Raw genomic sequence first — 18,343 nt, forward strand, 5'->3', positions numbered from 1 at the left:
GGTATGCCAGATAAGCGTCGATCGAACCCGTTTGGGCGAAAAGCCTCCAGAAGAGATTGGACGTTGCCATAGCGCTTTGCAGTCTCCTTCTAGCCGTCGGCTCCAGGGCGGCCCTCGTCGCGGAATGGGGTGAGTATACCATGCGAGTTTTAGCGCTGGTAGTCTTGACTTTTTGCCCCCCGAGTACTCTCTTGACAAATATTTCGAACCTATTGCCGCGGATACGTTCGGCTCGCTTCGAAGAGGGCAATCGAGCCCGCCACGCCCGCGCTCAGACTCTCCGCGCGGCCGCGCATCGGAAGGGCGATAAGGGCGTCACAGAGCGCCTCCCAGGGCCCCAAACCGCGCCGTTCGTGACCGATGACCAAGGCGGCCGGCCCTTCGCGAAGTTCCCCCGTCAACGCCGTGCCTCGCGTATCGAGCCCCAGCAGCCGAACGTGCGCGGCGGCCGCTGCGGCGGCCACTTCCGGTGGGCTTGCGACCGCCGTGCGCAGGCGAAAGACGGCCCCCATCGATCCGCGGACTACCTTTGGGTGGAACGGCTCCACGCCGAGCGGCCCGAAGATGACCCCGTCGCAGCCGAACGCGTCCGCCGAGCGCAGCAGCGTGCCCGCGTTCGCCGGGTCGCCAAGGTCGGCCAAAACGAGCACCAGTGCGTTGCCTGCGAAGATCGCGGGCAGGTCCCAGCGGCGGGGCCGGGCGACGGCGACGATCCCGGCTGGGGTCGTCAGATCGGAGAGCTGCTTGGCGACGGCAGAGTCGACGAGATGGACCGTCGCCCCGTCCGCCTCGATCTCCCGCACGAGCGGTGTCGCTGCGTATGCTTCGGGCGTGACGAAGAGTTCCTCGATCGCAAAGGAACTGGCGCGTGCTTCCTGCAGCAGCGTCGGACCCTCGAAGACAAACAGGGCGTGCTCGGCGCGTCCCTTGGACGAGCGAAGCTTGCGGACGCGAGCGAGCCGCGGCGAATGGGCGCCGATCTGTGCCGCCATCTTCGGAGCTCTCCCTAGCTCTTTGCGGCGCGGGACGCGAGCCACGCGCGGGCAGCAATCAGGATCAGCCCGGAAAAAATCGCGGCGAGCATGATTGCGATTTTGTCGTTAAAATGGTGGGGGACCAGCGTGCGCACGAAGAGATAGACCGATGCAACGAAGACGACCAGAAAGAAGCCGAGCCATCCGATTTCGATCCAGATGGACGTGCGAGATTTCGGCACCTCACGAGCTTAGCCACGAGGCTGCGCCCAAGCCTTCCGCCAAGTCAACGCCGCAATGAATTACCGGCCCCGGGTGCTCGAATCACGTGAAGTCTTCCGGGGGCGCGTCTTTACCGTTCGCGCCGACGAACTCGAATACGAAGACGGCACGACCCATCGCGTCGACGTGGTCGAACACGGAGCATCGCTGGCCATCCTGGCGACCCCGGCTCCGGGTAAGGTCGTTCTGGTTCGCCAGTATCGCCATCCCGCACGGACGTCGCTCTGGGAGCTCCCCGCGGGCACGAGCGAAGCGGGCGAATCGCCCGCCGAAGGGGCCCGCCGCGAGCTGCAAGAGGAGACCGGATACACGGCCGGGCGGTTGAACCCGATCGGTTCGTTTTGGATGACGCCGGGATTCTGCTCGGAGCTCATGCACATCTTTCATGCAGACGAACTTGTCGAGGGCGCGCCTGCTTTCGACGACGACGAGCGAATCGAGATCGGCACATTTACCCTTGAGGCGGCATGGCGCCTGGTCGCTAACGGCGCAACGGATGCGAAAACGATGCTGGGTTTATCGTGGCTAAAGGGCGTTCGAGGTGAAATTGGAACTCACGCCAGTCGATAGTTAGAAATAGAGAGCAATTCCCGCCGTCGAGAACCGTTGCTATTTCGTTGCGGCGGATTTGCTTCTTTGGAGGTTTGTGGTGGAGATACCCAGCGACATTGACGCCGTCATCAAGCGATTGTTGGAGCCGCGCGGGGATGGTGCAGAAGAATCGGCGTTGACGCCTGAAGACGAGGCGTACTTAAACTCGCTCATCGCTTCGATTCGGTTGGGCCGCCGTTCGGTCTTGATCGTCGAGGATGCAGACGAGCGCTTGCGTTACATGTTCAGCAATGCGACGCGAGCAGAAGCGGTAACCATGTTGGGCAAAGTAGTCGAGGCGACAGGGCGTCGCCTCGCCGATGGAGACGACTAGGGAAACCGCATTCTGGGGGGCTTTTGCGGCCCGCTAGGCCGATAGGCTGAGGCCGTCGATCTTCCCCTGAGGGGTCAACTCGAACTCGTAGTGATACTGTGCGCGGCGGTAGCGCACGAGAAACTCATAGAGAGTATCCCCGCCCTGTTCGGTCGTACTCGATTCGGGCACGATTGAGACCAGCGGTCCAAGCGCCGCGAGATTATCGTGTTCGACCAGAGCGTCCGTAAGATACGTGCTGAAGCTCGGCGTCAGCTCATCCCGCTCGATCTGGCCCGTCGCTAAGCGATTGAGCCATTCTTTGGCGCGGTCGACGATCGCGTTGTCCAAGTGCGCCGCCGCCGGCGGGACGATCAGATCGAGGATGCGAGCGCTAAGTTCCTCCGGAATTGCAACCGAGCCGTGAAAAGAGTCGGCGTTCGAAAGAACGATGACGCCGACGTGCTGCTCCGGCAAGAGGGCGCTAATGGCGCGGTAGCCGGAAATCTGGCCGTTCGACCAAACGAAGTCCTTGCCGCCGCGCCGGTCGATCACCCATCCCATGCCGTAGCGCGTCGGGCCGTTGCTCGCGGTAGGAGCGAACATCGTTCGAACGGCGTCGACGCGCAGGAGTATCGGCATCTCGATGTCCCACTTCGCGAGGTCGTAGAGCGTCGTAACCAATCCGGCATTGCCGCCCAGCCAGGTCGGGTCCCAGACGGGAGCCGGAACGAACTCACGGCCCGATCGCGTGTATCCGGTCGCGTGTGTGGGAGCGATTCCGCTGTCCCCCGCGAGAAACGTGCTGTCCATGACCAGCGGAATGAAAATGTGCTGCTCGAGGTAGTCCGAGAGCGGAAGGCCGCTCGCGCGCTCCACGACCAGCGCCGCGAGCAAATAGTTGAGCGGGGAATCGACGTAGGCGCCCGGAGCGGGCAAAGGCTTGCCTGCATCGATCTCGGCGATGACGTCGGCCAGCTTGACGGATTTGGTCGGATCCTTTGGCTCGTACGCCGGCAGGCCGGAGGTCTGCGTCAGGAGCTGCGCGACCGTAATTGCCGCGCCGAGCTTGAACTCCGGAATGTATTTGCCGAGCTTGTCCGTGAGAGAGAGCTTACTCTCTTGCGAGAGCAGCAGCACCGCGGCCGCCGTGAACTCCTTGGTCAGGCCCCCGACGTAGAATTGCGTGTCCGGGGCCATCGCGACGTGCTTTCCGATCGTGCTGAAGCCGAAGCCTCGAGCGTAGACGATGCGGCCATCCTGGACGATGCCGATGGCCAGTCCCGGCGTACGCCCAGCGTGAATCTCCTCCCGCGCCAAGTCGTCGATCCGATCGGCGAGCGCGGGGGTGAGCGTAACGCTGCTCTCCGCTCGTACCTCCAGCGGCGCGGCCTGCGCGAAAACGCAGAGCGAAAACGCCGTCGCAAAGACGGGGCCCCAACGTTTCATATCGCTCAATGTTTTAGAGATTAGACGGCGTTCGCCTTTTCCGGCGGGCTATTTCTGCGAGGCCTGCCGGGCTATACTGAGGAGCTTTCCGAACGCCTTCTCGTCCGAAATAGCCAGTTCGGCGAGCGCCTTGCGGTTCAGGCTCACGCCGGATTTTTTGAGACCGTGCATGAAAACCGAGTACGAGAGACCCTCGCGCCGGACGGCGGCGTTGATGCGGCTGATCCAGAGCGAGCGAAAATCGCGTTTGCGAACGCGCCGATCGCGAAACGCATACGCCAGCGATTTGAGCAGTGCCTCATTTGCGACCCGATAGTTGCGGCGGCGAGCGGCGCGAAAGCCCTTCACCAGCTTCATCACCTTGCGGCGATGCTTCATCCCGCCAACCGCGCGTTTGATCCGTGCCATGTGTTAACTTTCCCTCAGAGCAGATACGGAATGGTCGGTGCGAGGCGCTTGAGATCGCCTTTAAATGTCGGCTGATCCTTGCGGAACTTCCGCTTTCTCTTGCGGCTCTTCTTGCTCAGAATGTGGCCGCAGCCGTCGAATTGATGACGGTGAAGCAGCTTGCCCTTCGCTGTGACCTTCACTCGCTTGGCTGTTCCCCGATGGGTGCGTATCTTCGGCACTGGTTCGCTCCTTGGCTGGGATAGAAAATTTTGGCGGACCGGTCGGCGTCGCGCGGGGCGCCAGAATCATGAACATGTTCTTGCCCTCGAGCCGCGCCTCTCGCTCCACCGTTGCAAGCGGCGCCATGTCCTCGGCCATTCGATCGAGCAGCCGCCGTCCAAAGGACGTGTACGTGATTTCGCGGCCGCGAAACATGATCGTTACTTTGATCTTGCTCCCGTCGAGCAGCAGGCGCTCCGCCATTCGCGCCTTCGTTTCGTAGTCGTGAGTCTCGATCTTCGGCCGCAGTTTCACTTCCTTCAGTTCGAAGTGGCGCTGCTTTTTGCGCGCGTCTTTATCTTTTTTCGACTGCTCGTATTTCAACCGCCCGTAGTCGGCGATCTTGCAGACCGGAGGCTGCGCGTTCGGCGACACTTCGATCAGGTCGAGTCCGGCGACCCGGGCTCTTGACTGCGCGTCTTCGGTCGGGAGAATTCCGAGTTGGTTACCGTTTTCGTCGATCACGCGGACCGAACGGATGCGAATCTGATCGTTGACTCTAAGGGGTCTTGCTATGAGCTCATCTCCAAATAAAAAAAGCGCTGCCGGAGCAACCCCACGTGGGAACCAGCCGTAGGCCCCTTAAGTGAAGACCGGATCGCCCGCAGGCATCCGGTGAGCGGAACGACCCGCTGCTTCGGCCCGCCAACCATATCACGCCCGAACGGGGGAATGTCAAGAGTGGGATTGCAGGCTGCCCAGCGCGCCGGTGAAGCGCTCGAGCAGGTAGGCGATCTCGTCGTCATTGATGACCAAGGGCGGCGCTATGCGCAGGATGTGCTCGCGAGTCTCTTTGGCGGCGATGCCGCGTTCGAGCAGGGCGTCGGAGAGCCGGCTGGCCGGAACATTGAGAGCCAAGCCAAGCAGCAGCCCGCGTCCGCGAATCCCGGTTACTAGCGGGGATCGAATCGAGCGCAGGCCGGCAACGATCGCGGCCCCGGCATAGCGGGCGCGCGCGGCAAGGTTCTCGGAGAGAATGACGTCTAGGGATGCCTCGGCAACCGCGCACCCGAGCGGGTTTCCGCCGAACGTGCTGCCGTGATCGCCCGGCCCGAACAGGTTCATCAATTCGTCGTTTGCTAGCGCCGCCGAGACGGGATAGTAACCGCCGCCTAGCGCTTTGCCGACGATCAAAACATCGGGTTTGACGGCATCGTAGTCGCACGCGAAGAGATCGCCGGTGCGCCCGAAGCCGGTCTGCACTTCGTCGGCAAGCATCAATATCTCGTGCTCCCGGCACAGCGCCCAGACGCGCTTGAGATAACCCGGCGGAGGAACGTTGACTCCGCCTTCGCCTTGAATCGGCTCGATGAGGACGGCACACGTTTGCGGCGTGATCGCTCGTTCGAGTGCATCGGCGTCGCCGAACGGCACGGTCGCGAATCCCGGCAAGAAAGGGCCGAAGGCTTCGCGATATTCCGGTGTCGTGCTGGCGCTGATCGCGGCCATCGTGCGGCCGTGGAAGTTGTCGGAAAAGACGATGATGCGCGCGGCATCCGGTTCGATGCCCTTCTTGACGTAGCCCCAGCGGCGTGCGAGTTTGATCGCCGTTTCGACGGCTTCTACCCCGGTGTTCATGAGAAGGGCCTTGTCGTATCCGCACGTACGCGTCAACTGCTCGAGCAAACCCGACATGCGATCGTTGTGCATCGCGCGCGACGTCAGCGTGACGCGCCCGGCCTGTGCTACGAGCGCCGCCCTGATGCGCGGATGGCAGTGCCCGGCATTGAGCGCCGAATAGGCGCTGACGCAATCGAGATAGCGTTTGCCGGCAACGTCGGTCAGCCAAACGCCTTCCGCCCGCGCAACGACGAGATCGAGCGGCGCATAGTTGTGAGCGCCGTAGCGCTCCTCACACGCGATCAGCTCGCGCGCCCGCTCAGAGAGGAGATGCACCCGTCTCCGTGTTAAGGACTCGCCCTTGACTACCTGCTTCGACTCGCTCGAGCGCCTCGTCGCGCGCGATCACCCCGGCGTCGCCGAAAAAGGCCGCACGCTGGCGTACGTGCACGGGACGCGCCGTCCGCGTGCGGTCGTCTTGCTACACGGAATGAGCGCGAGTCCGGCACAGTTCGAGCGCGTGGCCGCAGACCTGTTCGACCGGGGGCATAACGTCGTCGTTCCGCGGCTACCGCGGCACGGACACGCCGATCGGCTTTCGACCGCGCTCGAGCGTCTGCGCGCCGAGGATCTCTATACCGCGGTAACCGATTACGTGAGGGTCGCGCACGAGCTCGGCGAGCGCGTCACGGTTGCAGGTTTTTCGCTGGGGGGGCTGCTCGCAGCATGGATTGGACAGCACTACGAGATCGATCGCTGCGTTCCGATCGCGCCGTTCTTCGGCATCGCGTGCATTCCCAACCGGTTGATGAACACCGTCGCCGAGCGGCTGCTCCGTCTGCCGAACCGCTTTCATTGGTGGAATCCGATTCTGCGAGACAAACACATCGCGGCATGCGGATACCCCCGTTACGCGACGCACGCGATCGCGCATTCGTATCGCATCGCGCGCGCGCTGCTCGACGAAGCGCTGACGGCCGCCCCCGGAGCCGAGCACGTCACGATCATTACCAACGCCGCAGAGATCGCGGTGAATAACTACGCTATTCGCCGGCTCTATCGCCGCTGGCATCGGCACCACCCCGATGCAGTCGAGCTTTCGGTGTTGACGGGACTGCCGCTCTCGCACGATATCGTCTCACCGCTGCGGCCGTGGCGTCTGGCGGACCGCGTGCATCCGGCGCTTCTGCACGCCATCGATCCGTAGCGGCGCTAACGGCTTAAATGTAGTTGCGCAGCCTCGGCCAGTAGGCTTCCAGCGGCATCCGAATTCCTTCGCAGAGCGAGATCGGAAAGCCGCTTTCGAACGGACGGCCCCACGGGTTAGAGAAATGCGCGACGACCCGTCCGCTGCGAAAGAGACGAGAATCGCACTCGCCGTTGACCTCGATCAAAACGTTACCGCTATTTCCGAGCGGACCCCACAGCCAGTATTGATTGTGCCCGGAGATCACCGGCGGAAGGCCGTACTGCGGGCCGTAGAAATCCAGCGCGGACGCCTCACCGTAGTTGCTCGCAATGACGGCGGCCTGCGCTCGCTGCGCGGGCGGGAGAGAACGATAGATCCGGGCGACCTGCGCGGCGAGCTCGGGCCAGCCGTGCATGTCGGCCCAATCCGGAGGCAGACTGCCGATCTCCCGGCGCTCCGTGCGCGCGAGCGCGACCTCTTGCGTGAGTAGATTGACCGCGGCTTGGTCGTAGGCGGTCATCGTTCGCTCCGGCAGGATCGGCATCAGCAACGGGACGAGCAAACTTCCCGCGATGGCGACGTACACGAATAAGGCCGGCCGCAAGCGCGCGCGCTGGGCCGACCACGCTTCGACCGCTACCGCCCCGGCGGCGATGAGAATCGGATAGACGTCGCCCGGGTAGTAGTCCTTGCCGTGAAAAACGATCATCGCCAGAATCAACAGTAGATAGGCGATCCCCAGAAATCGCGTCTGCGCGCCGCGCAGCAGCGCGATCAATCCGACGAGCCAGACCGCCGCAAGCAGCGGGTGGGTGATCAGCAGTTGGGTCGCCAGGTATTCGAGCGGGGTGAGGATGACGTTGCGGTAGGCGCCGGCATCGCGCAGCAGCGTCAGCATCGGGTAGTGATGCGCGGCCTGCCACAAGAAGTTCGGCAACGCGATCAGGACGCCGAGCAGCGCGCCGGCGAGAAACCACGGCGTCCGCAATACGCGCCGCTGCGGAAGGGCGAGCAGGGCGAGCACCATCCCGGCCATCAAGAAGAGGACGGTATATTTGCTCTCCATCGCGACGCCGAAGATGGCTCCGACCGCGAGCCACCAGCGCGGATCGGCGCCCTTGACGATACGCAGCACGTACAGCGCCGCCAGCGGCCAGAGCCAAAGCCCGGGCGTATCGGTCGACAGCTTCGTGCCGAAGTCCATCAGCGCGGGCGTAACAGCCGCCACCAGTGCGGCGAAAAGCTCGGCGAAGACCCCGCCGCCGAGCTCGAGGACGAGCAGGCACGTCGTGTAAACGCAGGCGGCGGCAAAGAACGCGCAAATTGCCCGCAGCGCGAACAGAGAGTGACCGAACAACTGCGAGCCCGCGGCGAGTAGCGGTACGACCGGCGGCTGGTCGACGTACCCCCAGGCCGGGTGCAATCCGCAGATCACGAAGTAGAGTTCGTCGCGGAAGAAGCCGTAGTGCGGATTACCGACGAGGTGGGCGGCGAAGGTTACCAGGGCGGCGGAGAGCGCGATCCGTCCAGGAGAGCGCAGGCGCATAGCCTAAGTCATAAAACATTCCAACGCAGCTTGCAATGCCGGAACGCCGCAAAGGTGACCGTCAACCGAAACGCTGTCCTTGGGCGAGCACGCCTGCTTTGATTGCCTATCACGACGCCGAGTGGGGTGTACCGGTACACAACGACCAAGCGCTCTTCGAGATGCTCGTGCTCGAAGGTGCGCAGGCGGGGTTGAGCTGGGAGACCGTCCTTCGCAAGCGCGAACGCTACCGCGAGCTTTTCGGGGGATTCGATCCCGCCTTCGTCGCCAACATCACGCCCTCGCGGGTCAAGCGCATGATGCTCGACGCCGGAATCATCCGCAACCGTGCAAAGATCGAAGCGGCGATCGGCAACGCGCGCGCCCTGCTCTTCGTGCGTCAAGAGTTCGACTCGTTCGATGCGTATATCTGGCGCTTCGTGGGCGGCAAGACGATCGTGCATAGCCCGCGGCGCCTCGGCGACGTGCCCGCGTCGTCGTCCGAATCGGACGCGATGAGTCGCGACCTGCGAAAGCGCGGCTTTCGCTTCGTCGGGCCGACGATCTGCTATGCCTTCATGCAGGCCGTCGGAATGGTCAACGACCACTTCGTAAACTGCGCCTGGAGGTAGCCATCCAGCTTTCGGATTAGATATAGTGGCGGAGTTTGGGCCAGAGGCTCGAGAGCGGTTGGGTGATTCCCTCGCATAGCGATATCGGAATGTTCTGCTCGTAGGAGATTACCCACGGCGGATTGGAATGCGTGACCAGCCGCGCACTGCGGAAAAGACCGGGGAAATCGCTGCGCCCGCAGTCCCCGTTGACGTCGATGACGACGTTCCCGCTGTAGCCTCGCGGGCCCCAAAGCCAATAATTGTTGTGGCCCGAGAGCGCCGGCGGCAACCCGTAAGGGCCGCCGAAGAAATCGATCGCCGCGGCCTCTCCATAGTTGCTCGCGACGATCGCCGCCTGCTCGCGCTGCGGCGGCGGCAACGCATCGTAGATCGCGGCGACGCTCCGTGCGAGTTGCGGCCAGCCGTGCATGTCGGCGAAGTCCTCCGGCAGCGCGGAGGTGCGCTTGCGTTCGGTAGCCAGCGTCGAGCGGCCCAACCCAAGCGCGTGCGAGACGAACCCGGTATAGGCCAGCGTCTGCGGCTCGGCGAGCACCGGCAGCGTGAGCGGTAGAAAGAAGAGCCCGGCCGCAATCGTCGCGACGGCGAGCAGCGGCCGCGCGAGCCGCACGCGCGCGGTCATGGCTTCGAAGGCGACGCCCCCGGCGGCCATCAATATCGGATAGACGTTTGCAGGATAGTAGTGCTTGGCATGCAGCGCGATCATCATCGCGATCAGCAGCACGAAGCCGTAGCCCAAAAACCGGGTGTTACTTCCGCGCAGTAAGCGAACGAGGCCCACGATCCAGATCGGCGCCGCGAAGAGATTGGTCAGTAAGAGCTGTTGGAAGAGAAAGAGCCACCACGGCGCGATGAGGTTCTTTCCGTGCGCGCCATTTTGCAAAAGCTCCCACATCGGGAATCCGTGGAGCGCCTGCCAAACGAAATTCGGCAGGGCGAGCGCAAAGACGATGCCGATGCCGGCTAGGAACCACGGGGTGCGCATGGCGCGCCGCTGCGCAGTGACGGCGAGTCCGAGCACGAGCGCGGCCGCAAAGAAGATCGCGCTGTACTTGCTCTCGAGCGCGACGCCGACGCACGTTCCGGCGGCCAGCCACCAGCGCGGGTCGGCGCCCTTGACGATGCGCAAAACGTAGAGCGCGGCGAGCGGCCAGAGCCACAGGCCGACCATGTCCGGGCTCACCTTCATGCCGAAGCTCTCGAGCACGGGGGCGGCAAGAAATGCGAGGGTGGCCAGCACCGCCGCGAAGATTCCGCCGCCGAGTTCTGCGGCAAGCAGGCACGTGACGTAGACGCCTCCCGCGGCAAACGCTGCGGGCAGCGCGCGCAGCAGCACGAGCGAGTGGCCGAAGAGCTGCGACCCCGCGGCGAGCAGCGGCACGACCGGCGGCTGATCGACGTAGCCCCAGGCCGGGCGAAATCCGCAGATTATAAAGTAGAGTTCGTCGCGGAAGAAACCGTAGTGTGGGTTGGCGGCAAGGTGCAGCGCGAACGCTGCGAACGCGGCGATCGCCGCGGTGCGGCGGACCCCGCGGTCACTCACGTCGGGTCGAAACCCCCCGAGCCGATCATCGCCTCGGAGATCTGGCGGGCGCGGCGGTAGCGATCGGCCGTAGCGGGCGGCGGGTCGGGAAGCTCGCTCAGAATCCGCGCCAGCTCGTCGTCGAACGCTGCGGAGAGTGACGGTGGCGTGTACTCTCCGGGGAAGCGCATGCGTTGTGCGATCATCAGCCGATAGATGCGATCCGTTGCGAGGTCCTCCATGTAGCCGTCGAGCAGGCTCGCACCGCGCCCTTCGAGCACGCCGTTTCGGTAGCGGATCACCGTGCGGATCGCCGCGCGCGTACCATCGAGCGTCGTCGCGCCGATACCGGCCGGCGGGGGACGCAGATCCGGCCGCGCGGGTGCGAGCGCCGGCCGCTTCTCGAGCTGATTGGGATAGGGAAACTGCGCGACGGCGATCGCGTTTTGATCGGGATGGCCCGTCCACGCGCCGTCCATCAGGCAGTCCGCCTCGTTGCGTTTGTCGCGCTCGAGCACGGCGAGCGCGCGAGCGTTGAGCTGCGGGTCGGTTCGGCTCGGGTAGAGCGCCGTCATTCCGCCGATCGCCAGCGCCCCGTGCTTGTGCGCGATCTCCGGCAGCAGCTCGCGGACTCGTTGAAAAAAGGCAACGTCGAATGGAATCGTGTTGCGATCGGGCAGCAGCCACGCGGGATCGCAAAGATTGTAGTGGATGAGGCTGGCCATGTAGTCCCAGCGCCCGAGGTTGAGGCCCAGGATATACTCACGTAAGTTGAAGAGAAACTCTTCCATCTCGAACGCGAGCGGGTGCGATTCGACCAGCGCCATCGCCCTGATCGAGCCGCGCGGCCAGCCTTTGGCTTCGATCAGCGCGTCGAAGACCGCGCTCCACCAGAGCGCCTCCTGCGCGGACTCAGATTTCGGGATGTAGATGCAGAGGGGGTGCGTCAAGCGGGAGTAGTCGCAGCGAAAGACGAGCAGCGCGAGATCGAAGAGCGGGGCGCTGGCCGGCACGTGCGAGATGATCCCAGCCTGCGAAAGGTGGAGGCCGCGCACGCGCGTCCAGACAACCGTGCCGCTCGCAGCGTAGAGCGCATCGAGCGCGTTGCGATGCGCGGTCATCAAGTGCTCCCACGTATTTACGATCGAGTCTTCCAGATCGAGCATCACGCCGGGGGCGCCCGACCGCAGCAGCTTCGCGCAAAGCTCGGCGTCGTCGGCCGGCCCGGTCATTTGATTGCGCTGATCGGCGCACCAGATCGGCAGCTTGATCCGCCACGCAGACTCCGACGCTTGGGATTGCGCAGGGTATGACGGCAGCTCGCCGGCGTGAGCGCGCGCGAGGCGCTCCGCCCGCTCGCGCGTTAGCCGCTGCGCCTCGGGTGTGAAGCGTTTGTGAAGCGGTAGAAAAAACTCGGTGAAGCCTTTGGCAATGCTTCCGTCGAGCGTGAATCCAGCCGGGGCGACGTTCACGGCGGCGTGACCGAGAAAAGCTCGTGATAGTCGTCGAGCGTCGCATAGTCGCGGGCTCCCTCCATCGCGCGTGTTTGATGGGGATCGACGAGGACGAATACGCGGCGGTGCACGGCCCACTGCCGGTAAAGGAAAATACGAGGCTCGTCGTCGGAGACGATGATGCGTCCGCTCAGCGAGCCGTCGACGTAGGCGCCGTAGGCGAGCGAGGTTGCGTCGAGCCAATCCGCGACGATGACGCTGCGCGGGGGAACATAGGGTTTGACGGCCTCGATTACCCAGCGGCCCCCCTCGCCGGGCGAGTGCGCGAAGAAACCTCGTTGGCCCCAAAACGACGTGACTGCGCCCGTTGCGAGAAAGAGCACGAGCGCCGTTCGCAGCAGCCTCGCCTTCACACCGGTCGTTTGCGGCGTCAGCGCACCCAGCAGCGGGACGGCGATCCACGAAGCGAGGAGCCGGTAGCGTCCGACGTCGCTCTCGTTCGGATAGACGACGGAGAAGAGGAGTGCGGTCGTGCACGCCAGGCATAGAACGAGCGTTACGCGCCAGTTGCGGCGCCAAGCCGCGAGCGCGCCGCCGATCAGCAGGAGCGTCGCAATCGTTCCATACTGCACGTGCGTATCGCTCACGAACGTCCACAGCGCGTCGCCGACGTGCAGCGGATTGAACGCCTGCGCGAAGTAGGCCGGGGTGTGAAACTGCGTTCCCGTGAGCTCGACGGCGAGGCCCGCAAACGTGCTCGGGTTATTGTAATTCCAAAAAATGCCGCCGCCGGCACCGGCCAGCGTTGCCGTCGGATCCAAGCCGTGCGCGACGATGTACGCCGAGCGAAGCGGCAGGTAGAGGTAGAGCGCAAGTGCGGCGACGAGCAGCAGCGCGGAGAGCGCGCTCAACCGCCACGACGGCCGGCGCTGCGCGATCAGCGCACCGGCGACGAAGGCCGGCAGAAGCCAAAGCGCGTTGGGATGCGCGGCCATCGCCAGGCCGCAGAGCGCGAAGGCTCCAGCGAAGCAGCGACCGTCCGCAGTACGCATCCATCGCACAAAAAGGTAGATCGCCAGCGCCGCGCAGGCGACGGAGAGGTCTTGAGCCTCCGCGCGCGCTGCGTGCGTCCAGACGTTTTGCGTGAAGGCAAACCAGAGCGTGGCGAAGAGCGCGACGAGCCGCCCGGAACCCAGCTCGCACGCAACCTCGTAGGCGGCGACGCACGCGACCGCGATGGCGACTCCACTCATCAGGTTCATGCGAAAAGCGACGGACTGGATCGCCGCCAGGTGCGACCAGAGATAGCCGGCCAGAACGTAAAGGGGGAAGCCGGTCGGATGGGCGATGCCGAGGATGTACGGCACGCCCTGAAGTTCGGCGGTATCCCACGACGCCGGCTCGACCGAGGCGCTCGCAGCGTATACCGTCGCCGGCAAGACGAAGGCCGCTGCGCGCGGCCAGTTCACGCCAGTGTCGGCAGCGGAAGCGAAGGACGAGTAGACAGATCGGGGTGAGGTTCGGTATATCCCTCGAGCGCGCGCTCCATCAGCTCCAAGCCGAGGTCGAGCTGAGGATCCTTGCCGTCGCGATAATCGTGCGGCGCGATATCGACGTCGTAGTCGGGATCCGTTCCGTGATTCTCCACGCCCCAGCCGACGTCGACGAACCAGAACGAAAACTCCGGCTGCGTCGTGAGCGTTCCGTCGACGAGGTGGTGATACGGGTCGATGCCGATGACGCCGCCCCACGTGCGCTTACCGACCAGCGGCCCCAGTTTATACAGCTTGAAGCAGTGGCTGAAAATATCGCCGTCGGATCCGGCAAACTGGTTGGTTAGCGCAACCATCGGGCCGCCGACCGACTCCGGCGGATAGGGAATCGGCGCGCCGTATCGCGGCAGATCGTAGCCGACGCGCTTGCGCGCCAGCTTCTCGAGCAGCAGCGGCGAGACGTGGCCGCCGCGATTGTAACGAACGTCGACGATCAGCCCTTTGCGGTCGAACTCGCTGAGGTAGCCGCGATGAAACTCGGAGAAACCCCAGGGCCCCATGTCGGGGATGTGCAGGTATCCGACGCGCTCGCCGGTTCGCTCGTGCACGAGCCGGCGATTGGTTTCGACCCAGGCGCGGTAACGCAGCGGCGTCTCGCTCGAAAGTGCCTTGACGAGAAGCGTCCGCTCTTCGCCCTTGCGGGATGCCAGCGTGACCGAGACGTGGCGTCCGGAGGCGTTGACGAGCAGCCGGCCGGGGGTAACGTCGCGGCTCAGGCGTTTCCCGCCGATTGCGACGATGCATTCGCCTTCGCGAACGTTGAGCCCGGGTTCGGCCAGCGGAGAATCGACGTCACGATTCCAGGAATCGCCGCGGTATATGCGTTCGATGCGGTAACCGGAGCGCTCTTCGTCCCAGCGCAGATCGGCACCCAAGAAACCTCGCTGATACTGTGGCGGCTCGCGATAGTCGCCGCCCCACTCGTAAGCATGCGACGTGCCGAGTTCGCCCTGCATCTCCCAGATGAGGTCGGAGAGTTCGCCGCGCGTGCGCACCCGGGGTAATACGACGGCGTAACGATCGTAGACGCGATCCCAATCGATGTCGCTCATGTCCTCGACCCAGAACTGCTCGGTCTGCAAGCGCCATGCTTCCCGGTACATCTGCGCCCACTCGTCGCGCGGAACGATCTCGACGTTGGCGCGGTCGAGTTCGATCCAGCCGCTCCGCCGGCCGGGTTCCGTCGGCGGTTTCTGTTCGTCGCCCTCCTCGGGGAGATCGTTGAGCGCGTCGACGGCGCGCAGCCGTTCCCCAGAGCGATAGATCAGCGTGCGCGCGTCGGCACCGAGACGAATCTCTTCGACCTCGGTCGCGATCATCGCCAAACGCTGCTGCTCGAAGTCGTACGCGAGCAGCGTTCCATGCGACCCTTCGTCGAGGTCCTCGCGCCGCGCCGGCTTGATTCCCTTCACCGGAAAGACCGTGAAAAGCGGACGCTGCGGCGCGGCGACGATTTCGCGATAGTCACCTTCGTCGACCGGAAAACCGAGCACGCGACCCTGGATGCCCTCGAAATCGATCTCGACGTCGGGCACCTTATGGGGCTTTTTGTTGTTCGTGTGCAGCGCGTCGTGGTTGCGATCTTGGTGGATCGGCTTTGGTTTCGGAACGAATGGCGAGGGCACGTCGTTGCGCAGCGTCACGACGAATGGCCGGCTCGCCTGCGGAAAGCTCAGATCGAACTGCAGCGCGTCGTAGACCGGATTGAAGTCGCGCGTCGAGATGAAGTAGAGGTACTTTCCGTCCGGATCCCAGGCCGGAGTGTGGTCGGTGCGCAGCGGCGACGTGACCTCGTGGATCTTTCCCGAACGAATCTTCACCACGCGAATGATCGAGGTTCCGTGCGCCGGCGACCAGACGTAGGCCAAATAACGGCCGTCGGGGGAGAAAGCTAGGCCCTCGATCCGGTTCGACGGGCACGAGTCGAGCACGCGAACCTTTCCATCTCCGAGGTCGACGGCGCAGAGCTCGTGGCGATGGTTCGCAAAAGCGATAAGGTCGTCGGCCGGAGAGCAGGCCATGTCGGTAATTCGCCCGACGTCGCCGGTGGTGACCAGCTTCGGTTCGGCCGACTCGTCGGCGGGGTAGAGCGCGATCTGCTCGTACCCGTTGATGTCGGTGATCGAAACGAGGCGCTCGCCGTCCCGCATCCACTGCGTCAAACGGCTGCGGGCCCGGCTTCCGGCGCCGTGCCGGATGACCGCCCCGTCGAAGAGCGGCATCGTGAACGTTTGGCCGCGAGCATCGAATGCGAGCTGGGTTCCCTCGGGGTTCGGTGCAAAATGCTCGAGCGACTCGGCCGCGCTCTCAAAACGACGCGCGAGCTGAGGAGCCGTCGAGTGCGTCTCTATCTGCACCGTCGCGACGTCGCCGCTTGCAATGTCGAAGAGCTTGACGTCACCGCCGGCCGCGTAAACGATCCGGCTGCCGTCGGTCGACGGGAAGCGGGCGTAGTATTCGTTCTCGCTCGTGTGGCGGCGCAGATCGTTTCCGTCGGGCGTGCACGAGTAGATGTTGCCGATGCCCTCGTGATCGGAGAGAAAGTAGATACGCTCGCCGATCCACATCGGCCAACACGGATTTCCGTCGGGCAGCGCGAGCCTGGCGAACTCGCCCGAGTCGGCCGCCTGCACCCAGATCTGGCCGGCGGTGCCGCCGCGGTAGCGCTTCCAGCGCGCCGGGTCGGCGGCGTTGCGTCCCATCGCCAGCCGCCCGCCCGGTCCAAACGAAAGCGTGCGCGCGTGGCCGAGATTGAGCTCGCGCGGCTCGCTGCCTTCGGGCGAAATCGTGAAAGGCCGTGTCTCCCCTTCGTACCACGACGTCGGGTTTGCCGCAAAGGCGATCTCGGCGCCGTCGGGCGTCCAGCCGATGACCCACGCCATCGTCGCACCGAGAAAGGTCAGGCGGCGCGGCTCGCCGCCTCGCGCCGGCATCACGAAGAGCTCCGGGCTTCCTTCGTCGGTCGAAATAAAGGCGATCCATTTACCGTCGGGCGAGAGCCGCGGATAGGAACAGGTACCGAAGCTCACGGTAAGCCGGACGGCATCGCCGCCTCGTGCAGAGACGCTCCAAAGATCGTCTTCGCACACGTAAACGACGCGGTCGCCTGCTATAGTGGGATAGCGATAATAACCCTGGTCCATACCGCGAAGCTTGGCGACCGGGTTTCCGCCTCCCCTTATTTCGGCGTGCGCGGCATCGTGCCGCCGCTCACGTGCAAGAGCCGCCCAAGCGTCGCGGAGAGCTCGGCGGCGTTTTCGATCTGCGTGAAAATCGGCACCAGTGTCGGCGTGCGCGAACGCTCCTGAAGCGGTGCGATCGGGCCACTCCAAGCAAACTGCGTCGCCGGCTCACCCGCCAGACTCCGGAAGAAGAGTTCTGCGCCCAAGGCGTTTGCCCAGCCGAATTCCGGACGGGTGTAGCGCCAGTATCCGCCGGGATAGAAGCTTTCGTGGATCAAGCCGCTCTCGCCGTCGGTTTCGGCAAGCGTCGTGATCGCATTGGCGACCTCGACCGAAGACGTTGCGGTGAGCGCCCGCCCGATGATGCCCAGCGGCCAAACGTAGCCGTACGGTGTGTGGGGGCTGCCGAGCCCTTCGGCGTAGCGTCCGGAAAAATAGAACGGGTTGTCCATGCTCAGCGCAAACTTGCGCGTTGCGAGATAGACGGGATCGAAGGCCGAGCACCAGTCGATGTACGGCAGGGTCGTGAGGTTGGGAATGTTGGCATCGTCCATCAGGTTGTAGCGGCCGAACCCGTCGGTCTCGTACGCGTAGATCCACGAGTGCAGGCGGCTATCGAAGACGCGGCCGTAGCGTTCGATTCCGACCTCAACGCGGCCGCCGAGCGCCTGCCCTTGGTGCGCGAGGTTCGCGTCGCCCCATCCATCGAGCGCAAGAAGTACGACGTCGCGCAGCGCGACCGCCGCCATCGCGTTCTGCGGAATGTTGAAGCGATAGCGCACGGCGTCGTCGGATGGCCGGAAGGCTCCCCAGATCATCCCGGTCGACGCGTTATAATTGTCGTCGGAATACGTGTGATAGGCGTAGTGATAACGGTTGCACGTGCGGTGCTGTTCTTCGCAGCGGTACGTCTTGACGATCGTCTGAAGGGCGCGGTGAAGGTCGTTGGTAAAGACGGTCCGATCGCCGGTAGAGCGCCAGTAGACGTAGGCGAGCACGACCGGCCACGCGAGCGAATCGACCTCCCATTTGCGCTCGAAGACGTGATAGTTAGCGTCGACTGCGTTGGCGTAAGCGTCGGTCAGAACGTTGCGAGCGTTGCGCTGTATCACGCCGTCGAAGCGCGCGCGCAGCACGGGGTAGAGCCGCTGAAAGCGAATGTAAGGGATCGTCTGCGCCGACGAATCGCGCAGCCACATCGCCGGAATGTCGCCGGTCTCGACGTACGTGGTCGCATCGTCTTCCAGGAAGAAGTCGCGAAACAGCGTGTGAAAGAGCTGTGCGGTTGCGATATCGCGGACGCGCTTTCCGGTCAGCGGCACGACGAGTGTCTCCGCCGCTGCGGGCAGCGCGTGGGACACGAAGATGGCGACCAGCGCCAGAATCGCGAGAGAGCGCGCACCTTCCCACCGCACCGATTGCACTATGGAATGATTGCCTTCGCGCCG

16 protein-coding genes are annotated in these 18,343 nt (G+C 64.2%); 4 read left to right on the top strand and 12 right to left on the bottom strand.

What is annotated here, in order from left to right:
- Nucleotides 1–209: 209 nt before the first annotated feature.
- The gene (locus VGG51_12700) at nt 210–992 is read right to left on the bottom strand and encodes an RNA methyltransferase (GenBank protein ID HEY1883889.1); all 783 of its coding nucleotides are present in this window, start codon (nt 990–992) and stop codon (nt 210–212) included.
- A gap of 14 nt (nt 993–1,006) precedes the next feature.
- Nucleotides 1,007–1,216: a hypothetical protein gene (locus tag VGG51_12705; protein ID HEY1883890.1), complete on the bottom strand. Its 210-nt coding sequence runs from the start codon at nt 1,214–1,216 to the stop codon at nt 1,007–1,009.
- 55 nt (nt 1,217–1,271) lie between these two features.
- On the opposite strand from VGG51_12705, the gene VGG51_12710 reads away from it, so the two are divergent.
- Together VGG51_12710 and VGG51_12715 are read left to right on the top strand one after the other, a co-directional pair.
- Nucleotides 1,272–1,826 (top strand): NUDIX hydrolase, encoded by a 555-nt coding sequence (locus VGG51_12710; GenBank protein HEY1883891.1) that lies wholly within the window; start codon nt 1,272–1,274, stop codon nt 1,824–1,826.
- A 79-nt stretch (nt 1,827–1,905) separates the two neighbouring features.
- Nucleotides 1,906–2,181: a hypothetical protein gene (locus VGG51_12715; GenBank protein HEY1883892.1), complete on the top strand. Its 276-nt coding sequence runs from the start codon at nt 1,906–1,908 to the stop codon at nt 2,179–2,181.
- Between the two features lie 33 nt (nt 2,182–2,214).
- Here the strand turns inward: VGG51_12715 and VGG51_12720 are convergent, their stop codons facing one another.
- From VGG51_12720 to rocD, 4 genes are all read right to left on the bottom strand, one after another.
- Nucleotides 2,215–3,609 carry a serine hydrolase domain-containing protein gene (locus tag VGG51_12720; GenBank protein HEY1883893.1) on the bottom strand — a complete coding sequence of 465 codons (1,395 nt, stop codon included), beginning with the start codon at nt 3,607–3,609 and terminating at the stop codon, nt 2,215–2,217.
- Nucleotides 3,610–3,657: 48 nt separating this feature from the next.
- Nucleotides 3,658–4,017: a 50S ribosomal protein L20 gene (gene rplT / locus VGG51_12725; protein HEY1883894.1), complete on the bottom strand. Its 360-nt coding sequence runs from the start codon at nt 4,015–4,017 to the stop codon at nt 3,658–3,660.
- A gap of 60 nt (nt 4,018–4,077) precedes the next feature.
- Nucleotides 4,078–4,794 (bottom strand): translation initiation factor IF-3, encoded by a 717-nt coding sequence (infC, locus tag VGG51_12730; protein HEY1883895.1) that lies wholly within the window; start codon nt 4,792–4,794, stop codon nt 4,078–4,080.
- 159 nt (nt 4,795–4,953) lie between these two features.
- On the bottom strand, nt 4,954–6,174 hold the full coding sequence (rocD, locus tag VGG51_12735) for an ornithine--oxo-acid transaminase (protein ID HEY1883896.1): 1,221 nt from the start codon (nt 6,172–6,174) through the stop codon (nt 4,954–4,956).
- A 25-nt stretch (nt 6,175–6,199) separates the two neighbouring features.
- Between rocD and VGG51_12740 the strand changes: the two genes are divergently transcribed.
- A complete protein-coding gene (locus tag VGG51_12740; protein HEY1883897.1) occupies nt 6,200–7,045 on the top strand; it encodes an alpha/beta fold hydrolase in 846 nt (281 codons plus the stop codon).
- A gap of 13 nt (nt 7,046–7,058) precedes the next feature.
- On the opposite strand, the gene VGG51_12745 is transcribed toward VGG51_12740, so the two are convergent.
- Nucleotides 7,059–8,573: a glycosyltransferase family 39 protein gene (locus VGG51_12745; GenBank protein ID HEY1883898.1), complete on the bottom strand. Its 1,515-nt coding sequence runs from the start codon at nt 8,571–8,573 to the stop codon at nt 7,059–7,061.
- A gap of 35 nt (nt 8,574–8,608) precedes the next feature.
- Between VGG51_12745 and VGG51_12750 the strand changes: the two genes are divergently transcribed.
- Entirely contained in the window at nt 8,609–9,184 is a 576-nt protein-coding gene (locus tag VGG51_12750) for a DNA-3-methyladenine glycosylase I (GenBank protein ID HEY1883899.1), read from the top strand.
- A gap of 16 nt (nt 9,185–9,200) precedes the next feature.
- On the opposite strand, the gene VGG51_12755 is transcribed toward VGG51_12750, so the two are convergent.
- Genes VGG51_12755 through VGG51_12775 form a run of 5 tightly spaced genes read right to left on the bottom strand, consistent with a single transcriptional unit; the run spans nt 9,201 to nt 18,319 of the window.
- A complete protein-coding gene (locus tag VGG51_12755; GenBank protein ID HEY1883900.1) occupies nt 9,201–10,727 on the bottom strand; it encodes a glycosyltransferase family 39 protein in 1,527 nt (508 codons plus the stop codon).
- Nucleotides 10,724–12,178, bottom strand: coding sequence for a hypothetical protein (locus VGG51_12760; protein HEY1883901.1), 1,455 nt, complete (start codon nt 12,176–12,178; stop codon nt 10,724–10,726). The genes VGG51_12755 and VGG51_12760 overlap by 4 nt, the downstream gene beginning before the upstream one ends.
- Entirely contained in the window at nt 12,175–13,629 is a 1,455-nt protein-coding gene (locus tag VGG51_12765; GenBank protein ID HEY1883902.1) for a DUF2723 domain-containing protein, read from the bottom strand. The genes VGG51_12760 and VGG51_12765 overlap by 4 nt, the downstream gene beginning before the upstream one ends.
- Complete coding sequence (locus VGG51_12770) at nt 13,626–16,856, bottom strand: PDZ domain-containing protein (GenBank protein HEY1883903.1); 3,231 nt, start codon at nt 16,854–16,856, stop codon at nt 13,626–13,628. Before VGG51_12770 ends, VGG51_12765 begins: the two co-directional genes overlap by 4 nt.
- Nucleotides 16,857–16,891: 35 nt before the next feature.
- Nucleotides 16,892–18,319 (bottom strand): glycoside hydrolase family 125 protein, encoded by a 1,428-nt coding sequence (locus VGG51_12775; GenBank protein HEY1883904.1) that lies wholly within the window; start codon nt 18,317–18,319, stop codon nt 16,892–16,894.
- Nucleotides 18,320–18,343: the final 24 nt, after the last annotated feature.

The sequence above is a fragment of the Candidatus Cybelea sp. genome, from assembly GCA_036489315.1.
In the GTDB taxonomy this organism is placed as follows: Bacteria; Vulcanimicrobiota; Vulcanimicrobiia; order Vulcanimicrobiales; family Vulcanimicrobiaceae; genus Cybelea.

Coding starts and splice junctions, on each gene's coding strand:
- VGG51_12700 (HEY1883889.1), bottom strand. CDS start 992: ATGGCGGCACAGATCGGCGCCCATTCGCCGCGGCTCGCTCGCGTCCGC.
- VGG51_12710 (HEY1883891.1), top strand. CDS start 1,272: ATGAATTACCGGCCCCGGGTGCTCGAATCACGTGAAGTCTTCCGGGGG.
- VGG51_12720 (HEY1883893.1), bottom strand. CDS start 3,609: ATGAAACGTTGGGGCCCCGTCTTTGCGACGGCGTTTTCGCTCTGCGTT.
- rplT (HEY1883894.1), bottom strand. CDS start 4,017: ATGGCACGGATCAAACGCGCGGTTGGCGGGATGAAGCATCGCCGCAAG.
- VGG51_12745 (HEY1883898.1), bottom strand. CDS start 8,573: ATGCGCCTGCGCTCTCCTGGACGGATCGCGCTCTCCGCCGCCCTGGTA.
- VGG51_12750 (HEY1883899.1), top strand. CDS start 8,609: ATGCCGGAACGCCGCAAAGGTGACCGTCAACCGAAACGCTGTCCTTGG.
- VGG51_12770 (HEY1883903.1), bottom strand. CDS start 16,856: ATGGACCAGGGTTATTATCGCTATCCCACTATAGCAGGCGACCGCGTC.